General features: G+C 68.7%; 36 protein-coding genes. 27 read left to right on the top strand and 9 right to left on the bottom strand.

Translation table 11 applies throughout. The annotated features are described in order from the left end of the window. Positions 1–6 precede the first annotated feature (6 nt). From AB0H62_RS02980 to lon, 4 genes are all read left to right on the top strand, one after another. Complete coding sequence (locus tag AB0H62_RS02980; RefSeq protein ID WP_360583744.1) at positions 7–447, top strand: MFS transporter; 441 nt, start codon at positions 7–9, stop codon at positions 445–447. Positions 448–556: 109 nt separating this feature from the next. Then, positions 557–1,405 carry an SAM-dependent methyltransferase gene (locus AB0H62_RS02985; protein WP_360583746.1) on the top strand — a complete coding sequence of 283 codons (849 nt, stop codon included), beginning with the start codon at positions 557–559 and terminating at the stop codon, positions 1,403–1,405. Continuing rightward, a complete protein-coding gene (locus tag AB0H62_RS02990) occupies positions 1,402–2,238 on the top strand; it encodes an SAM-dependent methyltransferase (protein ID WP_360583747.1) in 837 nt (278 codons plus the stop codon). The genes AB0H62_RS02985 and AB0H62_RS02990 overlap by 4 nt, the downstream gene beginning before the upstream one ends. A gap of 121 nt (positions 2,239–2,359) precedes the next feature. Beyond that, the gene (gene lon / locus AB0H62_RS02995; RefSeq protein WP_360583749.1) at positions 2,360–4,762 is read left to right on the top strand and encodes an endopeptidase La; all 2,403 of its coding nucleotides are present in this window, start codon (positions 2,360–2,362) and stop codon (positions 4,760–4,762) included. Positions 4,763–4,813: 51 nt separating this feature from the next. Here the strand turns inward: lon and AB0H62_RS03000 are convergent, their stop codons facing one another. From AB0H62_RS03000 to AB0H62_RS03015, 4 genes are all read right to left on the bottom strand, one after another. After that, positions 4,814–5,098 (bottom strand): MSMEG_0570 family nitrogen starvation response protein, encoded by a 285-nt coding sequence (locus tag AB0H62_RS03000; RefSeq protein ID WP_220246035.1) that lies wholly within the window; start codon positions 5,096–5,098, stop codon positions 4,814–4,816. A gap of 74 nt (positions 5,099–5,172) precedes the next feature. Further along, on the bottom strand, positions 5,173–5,403 hold the full coding sequence (locus AB0H62_RS03005) for a hypothetical protein (RefSeq protein ID WP_220246034.1): 231 nt from the start codon (positions 5,401–5,403) through the stop codon (positions 5,173–5,175). Beyond that, positions 5,403–6,074: a hypothetical protein gene (locus tag AB0H62_RS03010; protein WP_360583752.1), complete on the bottom strand. Its 672-nt coding sequence runs from the start codon at positions 6,072–6,074 to the stop codon at positions 5,403–5,405. The genes AB0H62_RS03005 and AB0H62_RS03010 overlap by 1 nt, the downstream gene beginning before the upstream one ends. Positions 6,075–6,103: 29 nt before the next feature. Next, positions 6,104–6,484 carry a hypothetical protein gene (locus AB0H62_RS03015; RefSeq protein ID WP_360583754.1) on the bottom strand — a complete coding sequence of 127 codons (381 nt, stop codon included), beginning with the start codon at positions 6,482–6,484 and terminating at the stop codon, positions 6,104–6,106. A 114-nt stretch (positions 6,485–6,598) separates the two neighbouring features. Between AB0H62_RS03015 and AB0H62_RS03020 the strand changes: the two genes are divergently transcribed. After that, positions 6,599–7,024 carry a TIGR03667 family PPOX class F420-dependent oxidoreductase gene (locus AB0H62_RS03020; RefSeq protein ID WP_220246031.1) on the top strand — a complete coding sequence of 142 codons (426 nt, stop codon included), beginning with the start codon at positions 6,599–6,601 and terminating at the stop codon, positions 7,022–7,024. Positions 7,025–7,465: 441 nt separating this feature from the next. On the opposite strand, the gene AB0H62_RS03025 is transcribed toward AB0H62_RS03020, so the two are convergent. The 4 genes from AB0H62_RS03025 to AB0H62_RS03040 form a co-directional block, all read right to left on the bottom strand. Beyond that, the gene (locus AB0H62_RS03025; RefSeq protein WP_360583756.1) at positions 7,466–7,909 is read right to left on the bottom strand and encodes a hypothetical protein; all 444 of its coding nucleotides are present in this window, start codon (positions 7,907–7,909) and stop codon (positions 7,466–7,468) included. Positions 7,910–8,455: 546 nt separating this feature from the next. Beyond that, positions 8,456–8,941: a hypothetical protein gene (locus AB0H62_RS03030; protein WP_360583758.1), complete on the bottom strand. Its 486-nt coding sequence runs from the start codon at positions 8,939–8,941 to the stop codon at positions 8,456–8,458. Positions 8,942–9,245: 304 nt separating this feature from the next. After that, positions 9,246–10,217 carry an SUMF1/EgtB/PvdO family nonheme iron enzyme gene (locus AB0H62_RS03035; RefSeq protein WP_360583760.1) on the bottom strand — a complete coding sequence of 324 codons (972 nt, stop codon included), beginning with the start codon at positions 10,215–10,217 and terminating at the stop codon, positions 9,246–9,248. A gap of 25 nt (positions 10,218–10,242) precedes the next feature. Next, positions 10,243–11,025, bottom strand: a complete 783-nt coding sequence (locus AB0H62_RS03040) for an aminotransferase class IV family protein (RefSeq protein WP_360583762.1) — start codon at positions 11,023–11,025, stop codon at positions 10,243–10,245. Positions 11,026–11,221: 196 nt separating this feature from the next. On the opposite strand from AB0H62_RS03040, the gene AB0H62_RS03045 reads away from it, so the two are divergent. Next, positions 11,222–11,425: a hypothetical protein gene (locus AB0H62_RS03045; protein ID WP_360583764.1), complete on the top strand. Its 204-nt coding sequence runs from the start codon at positions 11,222–11,224 to the stop codon at positions 11,423–11,425. Here AB0H62_RS03045 and AB0H62_RS03050 read toward each other — a convergent pair. Then, complete coding sequence (locus AB0H62_RS03050) at positions 11,419–11,742, bottom strand: winged helix-turn-helix domain-containing protein (RefSeq protein WP_360583766.1); 324 nt, start codon at positions 11,740–11,742, stop codon at positions 11,419–11,421. The two genes, AB0H62_RS03045 and AB0H62_RS03050, sit on opposite strands and share 7 nt — an antisense overlap. Before the next feature lie 114 nt (positions 11,743–11,856). Between AB0H62_RS03050 and AB0H62_RS03055 the strand changes: the two genes are divergently transcribed. From AB0H62_RS03055 to AB0H62_RS03155, 21 genes are all read left to right on the top strand, one after another. Further along, positions 11,857–12,207 carry a hypothetical protein gene (locus tag AB0H62_RS03055; protein WP_360583768.1) on the top strand — a complete coding sequence of 117 codons (351 nt, stop codon included), beginning with the start codon at positions 11,857–11,859 and terminating at the stop codon, positions 12,205–12,207. Continuing rightward, positions 12,207–12,443, top strand: a complete 237-nt coding sequence (locus tag AB0H62_RS03060; RefSeq protein WP_360583770.1) for a hypothetical protein — start codon at positions 12,207–12,209, stop codon at positions 12,441–12,443. The genes AB0H62_RS03055 and AB0H62_RS03060 overlap by 1 nt, the downstream gene beginning before the upstream one ends. 26 nt (positions 12,444–12,469) lie before the next feature. Next, positions 12,470–12,646 (top strand): hypothetical protein, encoded by a 177-nt coding sequence (locus AB0H62_RS03065; RefSeq protein ID WP_360583772.1) that lies wholly within the window; start codon positions 12,470–12,472, stop codon positions 12,644–12,646. Positions 12,647–12,770: 124 nt separating this feature from the next. Further along, on the top strand, positions 12,771–13,475 hold the full coding sequence (locus AB0H62_RS03070) for a hypothetical protein (protein WP_360583774.1): 705 nt from the start codon (positions 12,771–12,773) through the stop codon (positions 13,473–13,475). 43 nt (positions 13,476–13,518) lie between these two features. Further along, entirely contained in the window at positions 13,519–14,055 is a 537-nt protein-coding gene (locus AB0H62_RS03075; protein WP_360583776.1) for an NUDIX domain-containing protein, read from the top strand. Positions 14,056–14,110: 55 nt separating this feature from the next. Then, entirely contained in the window at positions 14,111–14,308 is a 198-nt protein-coding gene (locus tag AB0H62_RS03080; protein WP_360583778.1) for a hypothetical protein, read from the top strand. Further along, positions 14,305–14,520 (top strand): hypothetical protein, encoded by a 216-nt coding sequence (locus AB0H62_RS03085; protein ID WP_360583780.1) that lies wholly within the window; start codon positions 14,305–14,307, stop codon positions 14,518–14,520. The genes AB0H62_RS03080 and AB0H62_RS03085 overlap by 4 nt, the downstream gene beginning before the upstream one ends. 35 nt (positions 14,521–14,555) lie before the next feature. After that, entirely contained in the window at positions 14,556–14,705 is a 150-nt protein-coding gene (locus tag AB0H62_RS03090; RefSeq protein WP_360583782.1) for a hypothetical protein, read from the top strand. A gap of 96 nt (positions 14,706–14,801) precedes the next feature. Continuing rightward, a complete protein-coding gene (locus AB0H62_RS03095) occupies positions 14,802–15,020 on the top strand; it encodes a hypothetical protein (RefSeq protein ID WP_360583784.1) in 219 nt (72 codons plus the stop codon). Then, positions 15,017–15,457 carry a hypothetical protein gene (locus tag AB0H62_RS03100; RefSeq protein WP_360583786.1) on the top strand — a complete coding sequence of 147 codons (441 nt, stop codon included), beginning with the start codon at positions 15,017–15,019 and terminating at the stop codon, positions 15,455–15,457. Before AB0H62_RS03095 ends, AB0H62_RS03100 begins: the two co-directional genes overlap by 4 nt. Continuing rightward, complete coding sequence (locus AB0H62_RS03105) at positions 15,454–15,861, top strand: SsgA family sporulation/cell division regulator (RefSeq protein WP_360583788.1); 408 nt, start codon at positions 15,454–15,456, stop codon at positions 15,859–15,861. The genes AB0H62_RS03100 and AB0H62_RS03105 overlap by 4 nt, the downstream gene beginning before the upstream one ends. Positions 15,862–15,964: 103 nt before the next feature. Next, a complete protein-coding gene (locus AB0H62_RS03110; protein ID WP_360583790.1) occupies positions 15,965–16,222 on the top strand; it encodes a hypothetical protein in 258 nt (85 codons plus the stop codon). Between the two features lie 112 nt (positions 16,223–16,334). Beyond that, a complete protein-coding gene (locus AB0H62_RS03115; protein ID WP_360583792.1) occupies positions 16,335–16,577 on the top strand; it encodes a hypothetical protein in 243 nt (80 codons plus the stop codon). A 188-nt stretch (positions 16,578–16,765) separates the two neighbouring features. Next, positions 16,766–16,987, top strand: coding sequence for a hypothetical protein (locus AB0H62_RS03120; RefSeq protein ID WP_360583794.1), 222 nt, complete (start codon positions 16,766–16,768; stop codon positions 16,985–16,987). A 100-nt stretch (positions 16,988–17,087) separates the two neighbouring features. Further along, the gene (locus AB0H62_RS03125; protein WP_360583796.1) at positions 17,088–17,312 is read left to right on the top strand and encodes a hypothetical protein; all 225 of its coding nucleotides are present in this window, start codon (positions 17,088–17,090) and stop codon (positions 17,310–17,312) included. A gap of 6 nt (positions 17,313–17,318) precedes the next feature. Next, positions 17,319–17,504, top strand: coding sequence for a hypothetical protein (locus AB0H62_RS03130; RefSeq protein ID WP_360583798.1), 186 nt, complete (start codon positions 17,319–17,321; stop codon positions 17,502–17,504). 24 nt (positions 17,505–17,528) lie between these two features. Further along, a complete protein-coding gene (locus AB0H62_RS03135; RefSeq protein ID WP_360583800.1) occupies positions 17,529–17,702 on the top strand; it encodes a hypothetical protein in 174 nt (57 codons plus the stop codon). Continuing rightward, positions 17,702–17,953: a hypothetical protein gene (locus AB0H62_RS03140; protein ID WP_360583802.1), complete on the top strand. Its 252-nt coding sequence runs from the start codon at positions 17,702–17,704 to the stop codon at positions 17,951–17,953. Before AB0H62_RS03135 ends, AB0H62_RS03140 begins: the two co-directional genes overlap by 1 nt. Next, positions 17,946–18,293 (top strand): hypothetical protein, encoded by a 348-nt coding sequence (locus AB0H62_RS03145; RefSeq protein WP_360583804.1) that lies wholly within the window; start codon positions 17,946–17,948, stop codon positions 18,291–18,293. Before AB0H62_RS03140 ends, AB0H62_RS03145 begins: the two co-directional genes overlap by 8 nt. Then, positions 18,290–18,601, top strand: coding sequence for a conjugal transfer protein TraH (locus tag AB0H62_RS03150; protein WP_360583806.1), 312 nt, complete (start codon positions 18,290–18,292; stop codon positions 18,599–18,601). Before AB0H62_RS03145 ends, AB0H62_RS03150 begins: the two co-directional genes overlap by 4 nt. Further along, a complete protein-coding gene (locus AB0H62_RS03155) occupies positions 18,598–19,722 on the top strand; it encodes a conjugal transfer protein TraI (protein WP_360583808.1) in 1,125 nt (374 codons plus the stop codon). The genes AB0H62_RS03150 and AB0H62_RS03155 overlap by 4 nt, the downstream gene beginning before the upstream one ends. The last annotated feature ends 96 nt before the right edge of the window (positions 19,723–19,818 follow it).

Genomic DNA, 19,818 nt, shown 5'->3' on the forward strand with positions numbered 1-19,818 from the left:
TTGTCGTTGTACGGCGCGCTTTTCCTGATCCCGCTGTACTTCGAGCAGGAGCGCGGGCTTGGTGCGTTCGCGGCCGGGATGATCCTCGCGTTACAAGGGGTGGGATCGCTGCTGACGCGGTGGGTGGGCGGTGTGATCGACCGCGTGGGGGCGCGCGTGATCGCCGTCGTCGGGATCGCTGGGTGTGCGGCGGCGACCGTGCCCTTCGTGGTGGCCGGGCCGTCGACGAGTTTCGTGGTGCTCGGCGTCGCGCTCGTGGTGCGGGGCGGGGCGTTGAGCGCGGCGAACATCGCGGTCACGTCGGCCGCGTTCACGCGGTTGCCCCGGGAGGACGTGCCGTCGGGGCGGCGGTGGTGCGGCTGGTGCAGCAGCTCGGCGGGTCGGCGGGCACGGCGGTGCTCGCGGCGATCGCGGCCGCGGGTGCGTTCCACGTGGCGTTCGTGGTGAGCGCCGCGCCGGCGATCGTCGCCGTCGGACCCGCTTTGCTGCGCGGCCGTCGGAAGATCGTTGTCGCTGCTCGCTAGGCTTGGCGTTCCGCGACGAGGGGAGTTCCGACGTGAGCGAGCAGCCGGCGGCCGCGCCGAAGGCGCCCGAGGGCGTGGACACCGAGAAGCCTTCGGCGGCGCGGATCTACGACTGGTACCTCGGCGGCACTCAGAACTGGGCCGTCGACCGCGAGTTCGGCCGGCGCGTGGAGCAGCAGTGGCCGCTGGTGCGGCCGGGCGCGAAGCAGAACCGCGAGTTCATGAACCGTGCGGTGCGCGCCGCGCTCAAGGCGGGGATCCGGCAGTTCATCGACCTCGGCTCGGGGGTGCCGACGGCCGGCAACGTCCACGAGGTCATCGAGGCCGAGCTGGACGACGACGACCGCGCGACCGTGTTGTACGTGGACTACGAGCCGGTGGCCGTGGCCCACGCGACGCTGATCCTCGAGGAAGAAGCGGCCACCGACTGGGCCGGCATCCTGCAGGCCGACATGCGCGACCCCAAGGCTGTGCTGCATTCACCGACCACGCGCGAGTTCATCGACTTCGGCAAGCCCGTGTGCCTGCTGATGATGGCGGTGCTGCACTTCGTCGGCCCGGACGACGACCCCGAGGGCCTCGTCAAGGCCTACCGCGACGCGCTCTCGCCGGGCAGCTGGCTGTCCATCTCGCAGATGAGTGAGGGCGACGGCGACGGCCCGGCGCTCGAAGGCCTGCGCTGGTTCGTGGAGCAGTACCGCAAGACCAGCAACCCCGTCTGGATGCGCGACCGCGACGACATCGTGCCGTTCTTCGGTGGCTGGCCGTTGCTGGAGCCCGGGATCGTGCACCTGCCGGACTGGCGGCCGGAGCGTGAGCTGAACGCGGTGGAGGCCGAGGCCAGACCGTTCGCGTGGTGCGGGGTCGCGGAGAAGCCGTGACCGCGCCGGACGCGCCGGCCGGGGTGGACGTCGAGAAGCCGTCGGCTGCGCGCGTCTACGACTGGTACCTCGGTGGTTCGCAGAACTGGGCCGTCGACCGCGAGTTCGGCCGGCGCGTGGAGAAGGTGTGGCCGCTGATCCGGCCCATCTCGCGGCAGAACCGGGCGTTCATGAACCGCGTGGTGCGGGCGGCGCTCGACGCCGGGATCCGGCAGTTCGTGGACCTCGGCTCGGGCGTGCCGACGGCGGGGAACGTCCACGAGATCGTGCGCGAGCGGCTAACGGAGGACGAGCGCGCGACCGTGGTGTACGTGGACTACGAGCCGGTGGCCGCCGCGCACTCGCGCGTGATCCTCGAACGCGAGCACGCGGGTGACTGGGCCGGCCTCGTGCAGCGCGACATCCGCGACCCGGACGCCCTCTTCGCCGACGAGACCACGCGGCGGCTCGTCGACTGGTCCGAACCGGTGTGCCTGCTGATGATCACCGTGCTGCACTTCATCGGCCCCGACGACGACCCCGGCGGGCTCATGGCGACCTACCGCGCGAAGCTCGCCCCCGGCTCGTGGCTGGCCGTGACGCACGGCACGTGCCGCGACGACGCGCCGCCGGAGCGCGCGGCCGAGGTGAAGACGTTCATCGACGCCTACCGCGACACGTCCAACCCCGCCTACCTCCGCTCGGACGCCGAGATTCTGCCCTGGTTCGGCGGCTGGCCCCTGCTGGAGCCGGGGCTGTCCCCGCTGCCGGACTGGCGGCCGGACCGGCCGGTGTCGACGCTGGAAGCGGAGACGCGGCCGTTCGCCTGGAGCGGGGTCGCGGAGAAGCCGTGACCGGGCCCACGTGGCTCTGACCAGCGCGGGGGCGTGATCGCTGCCAGCGAACACTCCTCGGGAAACAAACCCGCCCCACGGATAGTTGAGCAAGGCAGACTCAACTAATCGAGGAGTGCACATGTCAGATCCCCGCCTCCTGCCCGTTCTCCCGCTCGATGACGACGTCGTGCTGCCGGGCATGGTTGTCCCGCTCGACCTCACCGACGCCGAGACCCGGGGCGCAGTGGAGTCCGCTCAGGCCAAGACGCCCGCGACGGCGTCGTTCCCCGGCATCCGCTCCGGCGCGGCCACCAAGGCCGAAGTGCTGATCGTCCCCCGCATCCACGGCGAGTACGCCGAGATCGGCACGGTCGCCACCGTCGAGCGCATCGGCCGGGTTCCCGGCGGCAAGGCCGCCGTTCTGCTGCGCGGCACCGGCCGCGCCGTGGTGGGCCGCATCGCGGACGGTCCCGGCGCCGCGCGCTGGGTCCACGCAGACGAGGCCACCGACTTCACCGACGACCGCTCCACGCAGCTCGCGTCGGAGTACAAGGCCGTGGTCATCTCGCTGCTCCAGCAGCGTGGTGGCTGGCAGATGATCGACGCCGTCCAGCAGGTCGAGGAGCCCTCCGCGGTCGCCGACCTGTCCGGCAACGCGCCGTACCTGGCCACGGAGCAGAAGCTCGAACTGCTGACCACACTTGACGTGAGCAAGCGGCTCGAGAAGGCCATGGAGTGGAGCAAGGAGTACCTCGCCGAGCTCGAGGTGACCGACACCATCCGCAAGGACGTCCAAGAGGGTATGGACAAGCAGCAGAAGGAATTCCTGCTGCGCCGCCAGCTCGAGGCGATCCGCAAGGAGCTCGGTGAGCTCGACGGTTCCGACAAGGACGACGACTATCGCGCCCGCGTGGAGGCCGCCGACCTGCCCGACAACGTCAAGAAGGCCGCGCTGGCCGAGGTCGACAAGCTGGAGCGCACCTCCGAGCAGTCGCCCGAGGGCGGCTGGATCCGGACCTGGCTCGACACGGTGCTGGAGCTGCCGTGGAACGAGCGTACCGAAGACGTCTACGACATCGCCGCCGCGCGCGCCGTGCTCGACGCGGACCACGCGGGCCTCGACGACGTCAAGGAACGCATCATCGAGTACTTGGCCGTGCGCAAGCGTCGCGCGGAGTCGGGGCTCGGCCCGGTCGGCGGACGCCGTTCGGGTGCCGTGCTCGCCCTCGCGGGCCCTCCCGGTGTCGGCAAGACGTCGCTGGGCGAGTCCGTGGCGAAGGCCATGGGACGCAAGTTCGTGCGCGTCGCCCTCGGTGGCATCCGGGACGAGGCGGAGATCCGCGGGCACCGTCGTACCTACGTCGGCGCGCTGCCGGGCCGCATCGTGCGGGCCATCAAGGAGGCCGGTTCGATGAACCCGGTCGTGCTGCTCGACGAGATCGACAAGGTCGGCGCCGACTACCGCGGCGACCCGACGGCCGCCCTGCTGGAGGTGCTGGACCCGGAGCAGAACCACACGTTCCGCGACCACTACCTCGAGGTGGAGCTCGACCTGTCCGACGTCGTGTTCCTCGCGACGGCCAACGCGCTGGAGACCATCCCCGGCCCGCTGCTCGACCGCATGGAGCTCGTCACCCTCGACGGCTACACCGAGCACGAGAAGGTGACGATCGCCCGTGACCACCTGCTCCCGCGCGAGCTGGAGCGCGCCGGCCTCACGACCGGCGACGTGGTGATCACCGACGCGGCGTTCAGCCGGATCGCCGCCGAGTACACCCGCGAGGCGGGCGTGCGCGACGCGAACCGGACGATCGCCAAGCTGCTGCGCAAGATCGCGACGAAGGTGGCTCTGGACTCCGTTTCGCTGCCGGTGTCCTTGGACGCCGCGGACCTGGAAACCTACCTGGGCCGCCCGCGCCACGTGCCGGAGTCGTCCCTGCCCACCTCGACCCAGCGCACGTCCATCCCGGGCGTCGCGACGGGCCTGGCCGTGACCGGCGCGGGCGGTGACGTGCTCTACATCGAGGCGTCGCTGGCCGACCCGGAGAGCGGCTCGACGGGCCTTCAGCTCACCGGCCAGCTCGGTGACGTGATGAAGGAGTCGGTGCAGATCGCCCTGTCGTACCTGCGCTCGCACGGCGCGGAGCTCGAACTGCCCGTCAGCGACCTGAAGGACCGCGGCATCCACGTCCACGTCCCCGCGGGCGCGGTGCCGAAGGACGGCCCCTCGGCCGGCGTCACCATGACGACGGCTCTGGCTTCGCTCCTGTCCGGGCGTGTGGTTCGCGCGGATGTGGCGATGACCGGTGAGGTCTCGCTGACCGGCCGTGTGCTGCCGATCGGTGGGGTGAAGCAGAAGCTGCTCGCCGCGCACCGGGCCGGGATGAAGACGGTGATCATCCCGCAGCGCAACGAGCCGGACCTGGACGACGTGCCCGCCGAGGTGTTGTCGCAGCTGGATGTCCACGCTGTGGCGAATGTCGGCGAGGTGCTGGAGCTGGCTTTGACGCCTGCTTCGTCGGAGATTCCGCAGGCTGCGTGAGTCGCTTGTAGACAGACGGAAGGCCCTCGTTCCCTCGGGAACGGGGGCCTTTCACTTTTCGAAGGCCTCCACCACGACCCGCGCACTCTCGTCTCCGAAGGCACCGGCGCGCCTCTCGATATCGGCGAGCTGGGCAGCGGCGCGCGAGCAGGGGAACCCGAACCGCGCGAGCACCCGCTCCGACGCGAGCGTCAGCGCCGCCCGCGAGCGCTCGACGAACTCGGCGACCGGGTACTCCTCCCCCGCGGCGAAATGCTCTTCGACCACAGTGGACGGTGAATAGCACCGCTGCACCGAGGAATCCGGCCAGCGCACTCGGAACACCATCTCGGGCATGGGGGCCTCCTCGCGGTTGCCGCGAGTGGACACCACTGACGTTTCGCCTATGTTGCGCGAAGGCGCGGGTGTGATCAGGGCAACAGCCCTCGGCGAACCCACTGCTCGGTGAACCGGTGCCGGCCGATGCCGACGGCGGCGAACTCGTCGCGGTGGGATCCGGCGTCGACGCCAAGGTGGCGGAGGGCTTGGGAAGCCGGAGAACCCTCGGGCGGGTTGACGAGCTCGTCTTCGGAGACGTGGATCGGGCCGAAGACGACGGCCCCCGATTCCCACACCTGGGCGGCTTCCAGCACGTAGGTCATCAGAAGTCGAGCTTTCGCCACTCGAAGTGGGCGCGCCAGGTGGTGTCGTGGGTGGCGAAGGCGAGGAAGGCCGTGGCGACGTCTTCGAGGGAGGGGACGTCGGTGCGGTAGTGGCGGTCCGGGGAGCCGTCGCGGTGTTCGAGGGCGTACAGGTTGCCGACAGCGCCGGCGGACTTGCCCTGGCCGACCTGGACGTAGGAGTCGCCGCGTTCGAGGATGGCGTACCAGTTGGCGGCGGAGAGGCGCTGCAGGGCGGCGCGGATGGCGGCGGGGTCGGGGTTTTCGAGGTGGGAGCCGTCGCACGCGGTCAGGGAGAGGGCGGCCGGGTTGTGGACGTCGCCGGTCTGCGGGTTGTACACGACCAGGCCGTGGTGACGGGCCAAGTCCAGCACGACCCGCAGCACGACGCCGGCGAAGGACCAAGAGATGGGCATGACGACGGCGTCTTCATAGCGACTGAGGGCCGCCGACCAAGGCGCCTTTTCGAGATCGCCGGTCTCGAGGGCGTCGACGAGTTCGGGGTACCGCGCCGTCAACTCACGGTAGAACGCCGCCACCTGCGGGTGCCGTATCTCGCCGGGCTCGATCTCGAAGAGCTGCTCGTACTTGCGCTTCGCGTCGGCTGCGCTCATGGCCGCGGGCGCGAACCACACCGCGAGATCGAAACTCATCGGCACTTCCCCCCAGTTTGGGGACGAGCTTACGTCGCCTCCACGCGGCCGAGCATCGAAGCGAGCTTGGTGAGGGCGTAGTAGATGTCGATGTCGATCACGACCTGGCGATGGCGCTCCAGCGTCTCCGGCAGGCGGGCGAGCAGGGCGGGCGCGGTGGCGGGGTCGAGGAGGAGCTCGTCGAGCCGCGCCTGGCCGCCGAGGGCGTCGATGAGGGCTTCGACGTCCCAGTCGTCCCAGGCCTCGTACGTCGGGTCCTCGACGTCCACGTCGGACGGCACCGCCGCGCGGCACACGTAGATCATGAGGTGATCGAACTCGTCGAGGGCGCCGACGTGAGCCTCGTGCCAGCCCGGCGGCGGTGCGGGGAAGCTGCTGCGGAACGGCTGGAACCCGATGACCTCGCCCATGCCCGGAAGTCTGCCATCACACCCGGGTGTGAATCCCCTGGTCGGGCCTTTGATCACCCGAAATTGTCGGACCTCGCCGTTAGCCTGGCGGTGTACCGACTGGGGAGGACCACTGTGGAACTCACGACGCACCTGCCACCCGCCGACCGCGAACGGGTCGAGTCGCGGCTGGAGCACAACCTGATGGCGTGGCTCACCACCGTGCGGCCGGACGGGCAGCCGGTCACTGTGCCCGTGTGGTTCCTCACGCGCGGAGACGGAACGGTCCTGCTCTACAGCCGCCCTCACACGCGAAAGCTGCGCAACATCGCCGCCAACCCGAAGGTCAGCCTGGTACTGGACGTCACCGACGTCGGCCGCAACGTCGTGCGGATCGAAGGCCTGGCCACGCCCGCGACAGCCCCGCCGGCCGACCGGAACCCCGCGTACCTGGCCAAGTACACCGAACGCATCGCGGCACTGTTCGACACGCCTGAGCGGTTCGCCGAGTTGTTCTCCGTCGCGGTGGTGGTGACGCCGACGAAGGTGAGCACCTCGTAAGACAGCACGTTTGTCGAATCGAGACTCTGCCGTGGGGTGTATGTGAGGCGGCAGGACAGAGACGCTCCCATCGCTCCGGCTGGTCGCCCACCCACCGGTCGACTTCGCGCTCCTACTCCAACATGGATTAGTCCTCGTCGGCCGGCGGCCGGTGCTGGAGGTTGGTTACGTCGTTCATGCCACCTTCAGCCAGTGGGACAATGTGATCGTATTGCGCTCGATTAATGGGACTGCATGATCCCCCGAGATCTCTTTCACAATCGCAGCATCTACCCCTATCGCGAAAGAACGCCGCCCTCTTTGCCGACTCCGGAATCTTTGCTGAATTGCAGGCAACAGCGATCCAGACCCCGACGGAGGGCTGACCTGCACGTTCACGACCGTCCGCACCAGCAACAGGCGCCGCGGCCCACGAATGACCCACGCTCACATGCGCCGCGGCTAGAAACGCCACTCCCACCCGTTCGAGGTGTCTGGAGCTGGAGTCTTCGGCGGGGCCAGAGCGGGGTCGGTCGGAGCGAAGACCTTCGGCCCGTCCGGAAGAAGGATCAAGGTCCCCGACGCGGCCAGCGAAATCAACGGGATCTGGCCCGTGTACTTGCTGTTGGCGGTGTAGTGCTGCGGCAGCGGCTCGGACTTCGGGCATTCTCCCTTTTGGCTGACCTGGGTGGCTCCGTCCGCGCCCTTGATCTCGAACGCCCACGGGTTCAGGAGGGCGTAGACGGTCTCAAGATCGACGGGTGCGGCGGGCGTGTACGTCTTGACGGTGACATCGAGGAGCAGCATGTGTACGCCCTCCACGCGATCCTGGTAACACTCGGGGTCGACCTGGATCTTCGTGATCCAGAAGTCGAAAACCGGGTTGGGCGAGTCCGGGGTCCTCACCTCCGCGCGGTCGCCGACCTTCCTGATGATGTAGCCGTCCGAGGACAGCGTGGGGGCTGCTGTCGCGCTTGAGGACGGCGTGGTTGCCGGTGGCGCGAACGTGGCCGGCGCGGGGTGGTTCCCCGCTGGAGCCGTTGGTCCCGAGCATGCGCCGATCGCCAACGTGAGTGCGGCGAGCGAGAAGCCCAGGGTGCGTCTTCGGTACATGTCGGTGTCCCCTCACTCAGCCGAGCAGGTGTTCCGCGTAGTCGCGTCGAGGGCGCTCACCGGCAGGTGAGGCTCGAAAATCTGTGGAGCGTATGTGGGGCGGGCAACCGGAAACGGCCGCACACGCCTGCACACAGCCGCGCAACACAAGATCACCCCCGTGACCTGTTGACGCTGGTCACGGGGGTGATTTGGCTGGTGTGGCAGGTGAGGGATTCGAACCCCCGAAGGCTGAGCCGTCTGATTTACAGGGAAAGCGCTACGACGCCGTGACCAGCATGTTCGAGGTTTTCCCGGCCCGTGCGGCCACCATGCGGCCACGGCCTGCGTCGTCCTCGGCTAAAACCAGCCCTTTTCGGGCTTCAGCTCGGACGTGGCCACCTCTTCGATGTAGCCGTTCTCGAACTCAACGGTGGCGAAGTCGCCGCCGAACAGACCCGAGCGGGTCGAGGTGATCCGCCCCTCGGTGCCCTTCGGGACATGGCTGAAGAACGCCCCGCCGACGGCGGATCGGCTGGAGACCCGGTCGCCGCTCTCGAAGCTCGTCGGCTGGTCCTCGGTCCACCAACGGCCCCGCGGCTCGTTCTTCGCGTCTCCCGCCGAACGCCGCGCGCCTGGCATCGCGGTCGAGTCGCCCCGGTCACCGAGAGCCGGTCGGTATAGGCCTTCGCCGCTGAAGTCCGCGGCGTAGCTGGCCGGCGCCTCACTTCGCGTGCTGGGGTCGCCCGGACGCCATGGCGTGAAGTCCTGCCAGGCTGTCCCGTCGTAGTCGTCTCCACCCTGATCGCTGTATCCGCCCGCGCTTCCCTCGGGACGTCCTGGCATGTTCGTCACCCTCCCCAGCGTTTACGAATTGAGCTACCGTGTTGCCCGGGTTGTAGTCATGCAAGAGGGGAAAATAGGAATGTTTCGCCGACCACCCGAGTACATCGTAGTTCAGCAAATTCGCCGCCGACGCCGATGGATCCTTCCACTCGCCTGCGCCATTGCGGCCCTCATTTCCGGCCTTGCGCTCTCCCTGGGCGTATTCCTAAGCGTCTTGCTTGCCGCCGGGATTGCCATGCTCGTGACGGTTCTGCGACGCCGCTGAGCAGCGAAGCCGGAGGGCGAAGAGGTTCCGCCCTCCGGCTTACTTCCCCAGCAAGGTCTCCAACGTTTCAGCGGGAGTCACGCACCGAAACCCCGTGTCGTCATCACACATACTCTTTGCCGCGTCATTGAAGAGCGATGGCGTAACCCGATTGAAAGGGCTCGTCCACGCACCACCCTTTAGCTCGTGGCGACCCGGACGACTTTCCGTGGCACACCATTCCCAAACATTCCCGCACATGTCGTAAACACCGTAGGGGCTCACGCCACTCTGGTACGTATTTACAGACGTCGTAGCCCCGACGCCATTCTCGCGAACGTTGCACTTTGCGGGCGTCGGCTGGTCCCCCCAGGGGTAGACCGAACCACGCGTTCCCCGACTAGCCTTTTCCCACTCCTGTGCCGAAGGCAGCGCCTTGCCTGCCCACTCGGCATATGCAGTGGAGTCTTCCCATGTCACGAAAACGACTGGATGGCCAGAAATAGCGTCCGGAAAATTCCCGTCTTTCCAGTGCGTCGGCGGATTGTGTCCAGTCGCAGCAACAAACCGGCCATATTCAGCGTTGCTGACGGGGTAAACGTCGATATAGAACGCCGGGACCCAAATCGGAGAGTTACTCGGGCCCGACAAAAAGACGTTTCCCTCCACCTTGACCATGAGAGCACCGTCTCGCGGATGCCGAATCGCCGATTCGCCAATCGGAACGTCATGCACGCCCAATTGCGGGGCGGGGACCAGCGAATCGGCAGTAAGGTGAGAGAACCTGGCTTTAGTGTCCGGGTCAGACCGCACTAGGCAGGTGTCGAGTGCAGCCTGGTTGATCGGGCGAGGCTTAATGTTCTCCCCGCCCGCCTCCCATTTCGAAATCATGCGTTCACTGACGCCGAGGTGGGCGGCAAACTCGCGAATGCTCATTCGTTTAGATTCGCGTAGCGCGCGCACCTCGACGCCAGTCCACCGCTGAACCGTGGTAGTCACTGTCGCCTCCCCTGCGTGGTGCTCTACAACCACGCAGCCTAGCGTGACTCGACCGTCACTACAGTCGTTCTGCCGGAATGTCCGTGTACAGGTCCCGCAGCTCGTTCAGCAGCTTGTGCTCAGTCGGCCATGCGGTTCCGTCAACCGATGCGACCGCGCGCACACCCGTCGCCGCATTGGTGGCGAACGCGCCGTCCATCCCCGCCAGGTCGGACAGGGTGAGCGGCTCGGTCGTGACCGTCTCGTCCACCGCCTGGTGCAGCAAGGTCATCGTGATCCCCGAGAGGTACTCGGACCGAGGCCATACAACCCCTCCGTCGCGGATGAAGCCGATGTTCGACGTCGCGATCTCCGAGATGGTGCCATCGGGGTTCAGGAACAGCACGTCGTCGAAGCCCTCCCGCTGTGCCGACCTGCGCGCCTCAAGCGCTCCGAACAGGCCGATGTGCTTCACACTGGGCTTTTCGCGCCGGTATGACGCCGCCTGCAGTCGAAGCGGGGGTGCAGCGCTTGCCGACGCCGCACGCGTGGTCACGAGCACAGCCGGCTCGGCATCCGAGCCGATGGTGCCGAGGTCGAGAGCCGGGTCGTAGATCGTGACTCGGGCGACGACTCGCGCCGCGCCGGCCTCGTCCAGCGCGTGCAGGATGTACTCACGCACGCGGTCAGTGTCGAGCGCGACGCCGAAGAGCAGCTGGCAGTCGCGCACGAGCCGCTCCATGTGGAGCGACAAGCCTCGAACGCGAAGATCCTCGACCAGCATCGAGGTGAAGTGCCCGTAGTTGGTGAGCGCCAGCGCCTTGACCTGGTCGAGCGACGCCTTGCTGCCGTTGATTTCCATACTCGAAGCCTGCCTTCTGTCGAGCCGGCGCGAAACCTGGAACGACGCGTAGTTCAGGGAAAGTTCAGGGGTCCCGGTGCAGTAGAAGTTCAGCGTCCGGGGTGGTTACGACAGTTCCTCGATCTTCGCTGGTCCAGCAAGCTTGATCACATCGAGGCGGACACCACAGCCCGCCCCCAGCGACCAGGAGGACACCATGGCGAAGAACTCGTTCCCCGGACTCAAGACCGGCTCCAGCCCGCTCGCGAAGCTCATCAGCACGGTCGTGGTGCTGGCACTGCTCGTCCTGGTCGTGAAGTACCCGAGCGACGCGGCCTCCGCGGTCCACGGGGCCGCCTCGGTCGGAAGTGACGCGATCGACGGCGTCGTCAGCTTCTTTCGCGGCCTGCAGGGTCACTGACCCGCTTCAAGGCGTTCCACGCGCTCACGGAGTGCCTCAACCTCCTGGGCCAGCTGCGCAAGCGTGACCTGTTCTTCTGGCTCCTGAGGCGGCTCATTGACGAATACGCCAACAGTGGGGCGCGAGTAGAGCCACCCCCCGCTTTCCAGCTCCTTCAAGGCTCGTCGGAGTGTTCCGACAGCAACACCTAGTTCGCTGGCCAATTCGGTATGTGGCGGGAGCTTGTCACCCGGCTTGAGTTGCCCGGTACGGATCCGCCGAACGATCGTGTCGGCTGCAATCTCGAACTGCGCCACCCGCGGCACGCCATCGCTCATGCGCCGATTCTAGCGCCGATGAGTCAACTCAACATGGTTCACCCGATCGGCCGCTGTCGCGATGAGTCAACTTAAACTAACTTGATATGTATCAACAACGAGAGGAAAGCCCCGATGAGGTTCGCTCACATCACCCGCCGCGACGCTGAGGCCCAGCTGGACGGCTTCGACTACGACGACGTCTCAGTTGTTCAGGAGGCTTCGGCGTTCGCGTTCGACCGCTCGGAGCTGGTCTGGGACGAGGCTTTCGACCACGCGGCGCAGGACGTGGAGCTGGAGCTGACGCTGGCCGAGCAGGCCGAGGCGGCGGCGTTCCTGGCGAGCGAGTCGAACCAGAACCGGGCGGCCCGTGGCCGTCGGCGCGCCGGTCGGACGGCGTTGCGTCGGAACTTCCCGCTGGCAAGCGTGCAGGGCTCGGGCGAGACGGCCGCGGTGCGTGCGACGTTGCTCGGTGAGGTGGCGTGATGGCTGACCGCCTGTTCCTCCCGGCCGAGTTCTCCCAGTTGGCAGCCACGATGCCGCCCGCGTCGGCGGCGCCGACAGCCCGGTGGGCGTGGCTGGATCAGACGCACAGCGACTTGCGCCAGCTCTTCAGTGGCCGGCACGGGCTGGTGGCGATGCGGCTGGCGAAGGTGATCGACCAGGCCCGCGGCGCTGCGCTCGACGAGATCAAGAAGACCTCCACCGCTTCGGCCGCCTGACGGTCTGCACCGAAGGAGACGACGTCGTGTTCACGCAGGACATCCACAACAACATCGGGCGCCGGGCCGCGATCCGGGGCGAGCGGTCCGGCCGTGTCTGGCAGGTGATGCGCGCCGTCGCCGGTCGTCGCTACTTGGTTCGCAACATCGCGACCGGTCAGTGCCGGACCGTCGACCACAACGCGCTCTCGAACCTCTACTGACCCATCAGATTCGAGCTCCAGACGTAGCTACGCACGTCTTCCGCGCACTTTTCCGCAATTTCCGAATTCCCGCCCGGGGACCGCCATGCCTTCTCCCGGTTCGGCCCGCTCGAAAGGACCGCTCATGACCAGCACTACGACCGCCGCGATCGTGGGCCGCTTCGGCGCCCTGGTGAAGACCCTGACCCGCAACGCCGAGGTCCTGACCAAGGCTGGGCTGCCCGAGAGTGTTGTGGCGGTCCGGGCGACCGTGTATCTCGACGTTGCGGCGCAGCTGGAGCTGCTCGTGAAGACCGAGGCCGAGATCGCTGCGGGCAACCCGCTCGTCGTGGTGCTGTCCGAGGCTGACGCCGCCGTGGTCGTGGCCCGCCGCCTTGAGCAGCTGGCCGGCCAGCTGACCCGCAACGCCCGGCTGCTCACCACCCGTACCACCGACCCGGTGATGCACCGCCGCGCCGCGGTCTACCGCGACGTGGCCGCCACGGCCCGCCTGTGGGCCGACGACGCGGCTGCGCAGGCCGCCAGCCGTGTGCGGCGCACCATCCGACCGCCGCTGTCGACTGTGCTGGCGACGCCGAACCCGGTCGTCGAGCAGGCCGCCGCCCGGGCGCCGCGGGTTCGGCCGGCGTTTCTGGACGCCTTGGTCGACGCGATCGCCAAGCGCCGCCGCCAGGGCTGGTCGGTAGCCCGGTTGACGCTGTGGCTGCGCAGCACCCTGCGGGACCCGCAGACCGACGCGATCCACCCGTGCGCGGAGCGCTCGTTCGTCTCCTACGTCACCGAACTGCTGGCCCACCCCCAGGTCAGCCACATCCCGGCCGCCGCCTGACCGCCAGACCGACCGAAGTCACCCTCCTGAAAGGACACACGTCATGTCGTTCAAGTCGCTGATCGGCTCGCTCGCCGCGAAGATCGCCGCGAAGCTCGATGACCGGGACCCGGTTTTCTACGCCGCGGACATGGTCGCCTTCACCCTGCGCGACGGGGTGTGGCACGTGCTGGTGATCCAGCGCGGCTGGAATCCGCACAAGGGCAAGCTCGCTCTGCCCGGCGGGCACGTCGACCGCAACGAGACGTCCCGCGACGCCGCGGTGCGGGAGCTGGCCGAGGAAACCGGCATCCAGGTGCCGCGCGGCACGTTCGTCGACCAGGTCGGGGTCTGGGACGACCCGTTCCGCGACGCTCGCGGCCGGTACGTGTCGGTGGCCTACAGCGTCGTGATCTACGACGCGCCGGACCCGGTCGCTGCCGACGACGCCGCCGCGGCCGAGTGGATGCCGGTCCACATCGCCACCCGCGTCGCCGACAAGGGCGGGTTCGCCTTCGACCACCACCAGATGCTCGGCCAGGCGATGCACCACCTCCACGTGCCGGTGCCGTCCTGGCCGCACACCGACGAGGACGCGTAACCACCGGCCACCTCGCACCTCAACCGAATCGGAAACCGTACAGAAAGGACAGTCCATGACCGGACCCGAGCACTACCACGAGGCCGAACGGCTTGTCGCCTCGACGAGCCTGCGCAATCCCCTCCCCGAAGACGCGAACAAGCTGGCTGCCGCGCAGGTGCACGCCACGTTGGCGCTGGCGGCGGCAACGATCGACACGGCCGACCTGTGTCCCAGCGTGGCGTGGGTCGAGGTCACGAGGGGTGCCGCGTGACCTCGACCCTCATTGCGCAGGCCGCCCGCAAGCTCGACTGCCGTCAGTCGATCGCCGCCGGCTTCGTCAACGCCGTGCTCAGCAAAGACCGCCAGGGCTGGAAAGCCCCGGCCATCGCCGAGTGGCTCGTCTCCTGGCTCGACCCCAACGACCCCGCCGCGAGCACCGAGTTCGTGACCTGGGTGCTCAAGAACAAGCACCTGGCCGCCTGAGACCCGCACCACCCAACACAGAGAAGGGAAACCGAATGTCCACGAAGGACCACAAGGTCGTCATCTCGAAGGCCAACGGCACGAAGAAGACCGTCTGGGCCACCGAAAACGAAGCGCGCCGGCTGGAGGATCTGCCGTTCAAGGACCCGACGGTTCTCGTCGTCACGGTCACCCCGCCGCGCTGAACCCGCCCCGGCCCGGCGGCCCATTCCGCCAAGAACACCCCGCCGGGCCGGGCGGAATCCCCTGTCACCACGAGACCGCAGAACAGGAGAACCGAGATGGTACGCAAGTTCGTGAAAGCCAAGATCGAGCAGGTCAAAGACGAATGGGCCGCGTCCGGAGCCGAGGTCGACGCACTGCTGAGCGACCAGGCGAACTACACCGGCGCCACCGCATGGGGCTGGAGTGACAACGCCCGGCCGTGCAAGGTCAAGGGCTGCGTCCGCGCCCCGAAGAACGGCGCCTTCTGCCGCAAGCACGCCCGGGGTGCCCGATGACCACCACGTCCACGGCCACCGACACCATCCTCGCCGGTTTCAACAACGACGACATCTTCGGCGAATACGGCTCCGTGTACTTCGACGGCGCGCTCGCCTACCTCACCCGCTGGCTCGACAGCGTCTCCGATCAGGAGGACGCCTTGATCGAGATGCACGCTGCGATCGTCCGGCGTGCGCAGGCAGGGTGGCGCGACCAGCTCGACCACGTCAGCGAGGTCGCCGCGGTCGTGTTCGGCCTGACCCGCGCGGTGCAGCACAGCCGCACACCGATGCCGGCCGACGTACTGCTCAACCTGCTCACCCACGCGCTGTGCTCGCTGTGGCTCGACTGGATGTGCTCGGACCGCAAGGACCACCTGCAGATGGCCCGCAACTGGATGGCGCAGGCGTACCTGGTCGCCGGGGTCCAGGAATCGACGGGAGCGACACGGTGACGCTGAACGTGTTCATGGCCGCCCGCCTGCTCGACCCCGTCAACCGGTGTGCGGTCGGGCACGAGCTGCGGGTCTGCTTCCGTTACGACCCGGCCGACCCGTACGCGGTGCAGCTGAACGTCACCGACTCCGGCGGCCGGCGGATCAGGTGGCTGTTCAGCCGCGACCTGCTCGCCGACGGCCTCGCCGACCGCGCCGGTCACGGCGACGTGCGCATCACCTCCTTCGCCGACACCGTCGAGATCGTCCTGTCCTCCCCGGACGGCATGGCGCGACTCGAGTTCTCCCGCGCCGACCTCGAACGCGGCCTCGACGAGACCGAAGCCCTCGTGCCCGTCGGCGCCGAAGCCGCCGCGTTCGACTGGGACCGCGAGATCGCCCTGCTCGGCCGCGACGCCGCCTGACCCGCCACCACCCCGTACCAGCCCAGAGGCCGCCGGCCTCTGGTTCCGCACGCCCGAAAACCGGGTGGCGGCAAGGAGAAAACGAGGAAATGAGGTACCGACCATGGCCAACACCCAGCGGGTCCTGAGCGAGGCGCGCGCCACGCTGCGCAACGCAATGTGGAGCGCCGAGGACCGCCTCACCGCCCGCGAGCGTGCCCGCCTGGACGAGCGCAAGACCGCCGCGACGCGAGCGCTCGACGGGTTCGACGACCTGCTCGCCAAGCACGGCGAGAGCAAAGCCCTGCACCTGGTCACCACGGCCGTCGACAAGTACGCCGTCGGCGTCATCCTCGAGATCAACACCGCCCGCCGCCGCTGACCCGCGGCTCCCGTTCTGCCGGGGCGATCCCGCCGACCTCGACGTCCGGGGTCGTCCCGGTGCACCAACACCGCTGGAAATCCCTTTAACCACAACGAAAGGACGTAGCCCGATGAGTTTCGCGGACTGGCAGACGCGACAGCTTCAAACCTGGATCAAAGACGGGGACGATCTCGCCGCGAAGGCCCGCAAGCTCGGCTCGCCCGGCAAAAAGCTGGCGACCCTGCGCAAGAGCGCCGTGGCCGCCTTCGACCGGGAAGTCCTCAAGGGCAAGGACGGCGACTTCCCCGCCGTCAAGGATCTCATCGTCACCTACCACAGCGCCGCCATCGACGAATGGAACGCCCTGCGCTGACGATCGCGCAGCTTGAGCCGCCCACCCGCACATTCCCCCGGGGCCACTCGTCAGCCCTGATTCCGCGCACCCGAAAAACCCAGCAACAGAAGGGAAACCCACATCATGCGACGCTCACGCGAGGCCGACAACCGCAAGCGCATCGACCCCGACCTGAACGGGGTCACGACCCTGGGACGGTGCCTCGGATGCCGACGCCGCACCCACAAAAACACCAACCTGTGCGGGCGCCCGGCCTGCGCCCGCGCGGTCGCGAAGGTAATGGAATGACCGCCTGCCGGCACACCGCGTTCATCGCGAAGCTCAAGGGCGGATGGGTCTACAAGACCTGCCGCAACTGCCCGCACTCCTGGTCCGAATCGATGCCACGGCGCGAATCGCGCACGCCGCAAACCGCGACCAAGCGCTAGGGACCCCGGCCCGGTGGCCCACGCCTCACGAGCACAACCCACCGGGCCGGGGTCTGACCCCGCTCTCCCAGCACTCACGTACCCGGAAAGGGGAAACCCCATGGTACCGGCCCCACCCACGCCCAGCCCGGCGGCGACCGGCCGCCCGGACCGCCAGCCGATCGAGCCCGTCGGCACCTATCACCTCGCCGCCACCACACCGGCGCGCCAGCCCGGCGCCTGCCGCTGCATCACCCACTGCCGCAAGCCCGCCGCCACCAACTGCCACCTGCGCGTGAGCCGCGAGGAGGCCGCCTCGGCCGACCCGACCAGCCAGGAGCGCTGACCCGCGATGGACAAGAAACTCGCCGAGGCATACCGGCACAACGCCGCTGACGAGGAATCGACCGCGACCGCCCTGCGGGACAAGGCCGAGCAGCTCGAACGCGACGGGGACTTCCGGATGGCCTCCACCTACTACACGGCGGCGGCCAAAGCCGAGCAGCGCGCCAAGGTCTGGCGCGGCCTGCTCACGTAGCCGACCAGCAAGGAGTTCTGACCCATGTCCCAGACCACTGACCGACCCACCGAAAACCCGGACACCGCACCCGAGGTCGTGTTGTGCATCGACGCGGACTGCCCGTCCTGCGGCTGGCCCGAGCGCACGCTCACGGTGCCCCAGAAGGTGTTCGGCTGCCCGCAGTGCACCCACACGAGCACCGAGCGAGGTGCGTGATGAACGTGTTCGAGGTGCTGGAGCGCAAGGGAACGCTCGTGCTGCTCGGCTTCCTGGCCGCCCTGCTCGGGTTCGTGGTGCTGCACCTGATCCGGATCCCGCTGGTGCTGCTCGCGGCGATCCTGGCCGGGGTGATGGCCCGGCTGAACACCGGCCTGCAGCGGCTCGCGACCGAGCCGGCGCGCGGCCCGGTCAACCAGTTCTTCCCCCCGAACTTCCCCGTGACCCGAAAGGAGCCCGCCCATGTCTGAGCTCACCATGCCCGGCCCGGCCACCCGCGAGGACGCCGTTGACGCGCTGCAGCTGGCCCGCGACGACGCCCGCCGCGAGGCGGTCAGGTTGGTGACGGGCCAGCTGTTCATGATCGCCGTCATCGTCGTGGTCTGCGCGCTGGCCACCCGCTCGTGGATGCCGCCGTGGTGGGGCTGGGGCCTGATCGGCCTCTACGCCGCCGGTGTTCTGCACGACGGCAGCGACCTGGCCGGAATCGTGACCGGGCGGATGACGTTCGACACCACCCTCGACGACGGCACCACGGTGCATCTCTGCGGTCGCCGCTACTGCCCGCACTACCCGGAGGTGACGCCATGACCGAGCAGCACCCGTGCCGCACCCGGACCGAGAAGGCTCTGGTGTGGACGGTCGGACGCTTCGGCGAGCTCGCCGCGGTGGGCGCGCCGGTCGTGATCGGCGCGTTCACCACCAGCTGGCTCGACCTGCTCTCCGCCGCGATCGCCGCGGTCTGGGCCGCGCACGAAATCCGCCTGCACCACGCCACCCGCAGCACCCGCGCCGCGGTCGCCGGCACCCCGCCCCGACCCCGACTCACCACCACCTCGCCCGACCCGGCCCCGGCCGGGGAGGCCGAGTCCACCGGCCGGAAGGAGGCCAACGCATGACCACCACGACCGAACACCTCGACGACGGCGAGCCCGGCGGCGAGTTCTCCCACGGCCTGGCCGCCCTCGAACGCCACCTCGCCGACGTCGCCGACGCCGACGCCGACACCATCGGGCCGGACGAGGACGGCGAGGCCGACGCGGACCCGCGCGAAAGCGCCAGCGCGGGCCGGGCCGGGGTGACGCGGCGGGTCAAGCGCCGCGTGGCCGAGCACCAGGAGGCCCACCGGCTGCTCGCGCTGGAGGCCGACACCGCACCGTTCGAGGTCACCACCGACAAGGTCCGCACCCGCCGCAAGGCCGTCAACGAAGCCGCCGCGCTGTGGCAGCTCTCCCGCGACCCCCGCGTGCTGGCCTACCGCGACGCCCGGATGCTGCGCCTGATCATCGGCGTTGCGCTGGTGTCGCTGATCCTGGCGCTGGCCTGGTCCACCGCCGGGGTCCAGGCCTTCGCCGCCGAGGGCAACCCGCCCTGGAGCCCACAGTGGTGCTTCGCCTGGCTGGCCGAACCGTTCTGCTCGCTCGCCCTGCTCATGGTCGTGGCCGGCCGCGCCTACCTCACCACCCGCGGCCAGCCACTGCGCTCGGGCAGCGTCGAGCGCACCGAGTGGGTGTTCCTCGGGCTCACCCTCGGCATGAACGCCTGGCCACACCTGCCCGGTGTCGCCCCCGACTTCACCGTGTCCAGCCTCGTGCTGCACCTGCTCGGCCCGGTCGTCGCCGTCGCGGTCGTGCGCTGCCTGCCCCACCTGCTCGCCGCGTTCTCCACCCTCGACGTCACCCCCGACACCCCCACCGAGCCGACCCCGGCACCCACCGCCCCGGCGAGCGTCACCGCGGTCGCCGACCCGACCCCGGCGGCGGACCCACCGGCCGCCCCAGCCCCGCGACGCATCGCTCCGGCCCGCCGGCCGGGTGGACGCAAGACGGTCCGCTCGACCATCCCCGAGCCGAAACGGCGCGGACTCGACGAGCTGCGCGAGGAGTTCACGGCGCTGCTCAAGAACCCGCCCGCCGGGTTCCGCCCGGACGTCGTGGAGGACATCCGCAAGGCACTGCAGTGCGGCAAGAAGTACGCCATGACGCTGCGCGACGAGTACAAGAACCGCCCCACCGACTAACCCCACCCGGGTCCGGGCAGGGTCGGTCACCCTGCCCACCGGGCACGCGGTGCCGACCCTGCCCGTGACCTGCACGAGTACACCGCAGGAGGACCC

The organism is Amycolatopsis sp. NPDC050768, assembly GCF_040654155.1.
Classification (GTDB): domain Bacteria; phylum Actinomycetota; class Actinomycetes; order Mycobacteriales; family Pseudonocardiaceae; genus Amycolatopsis.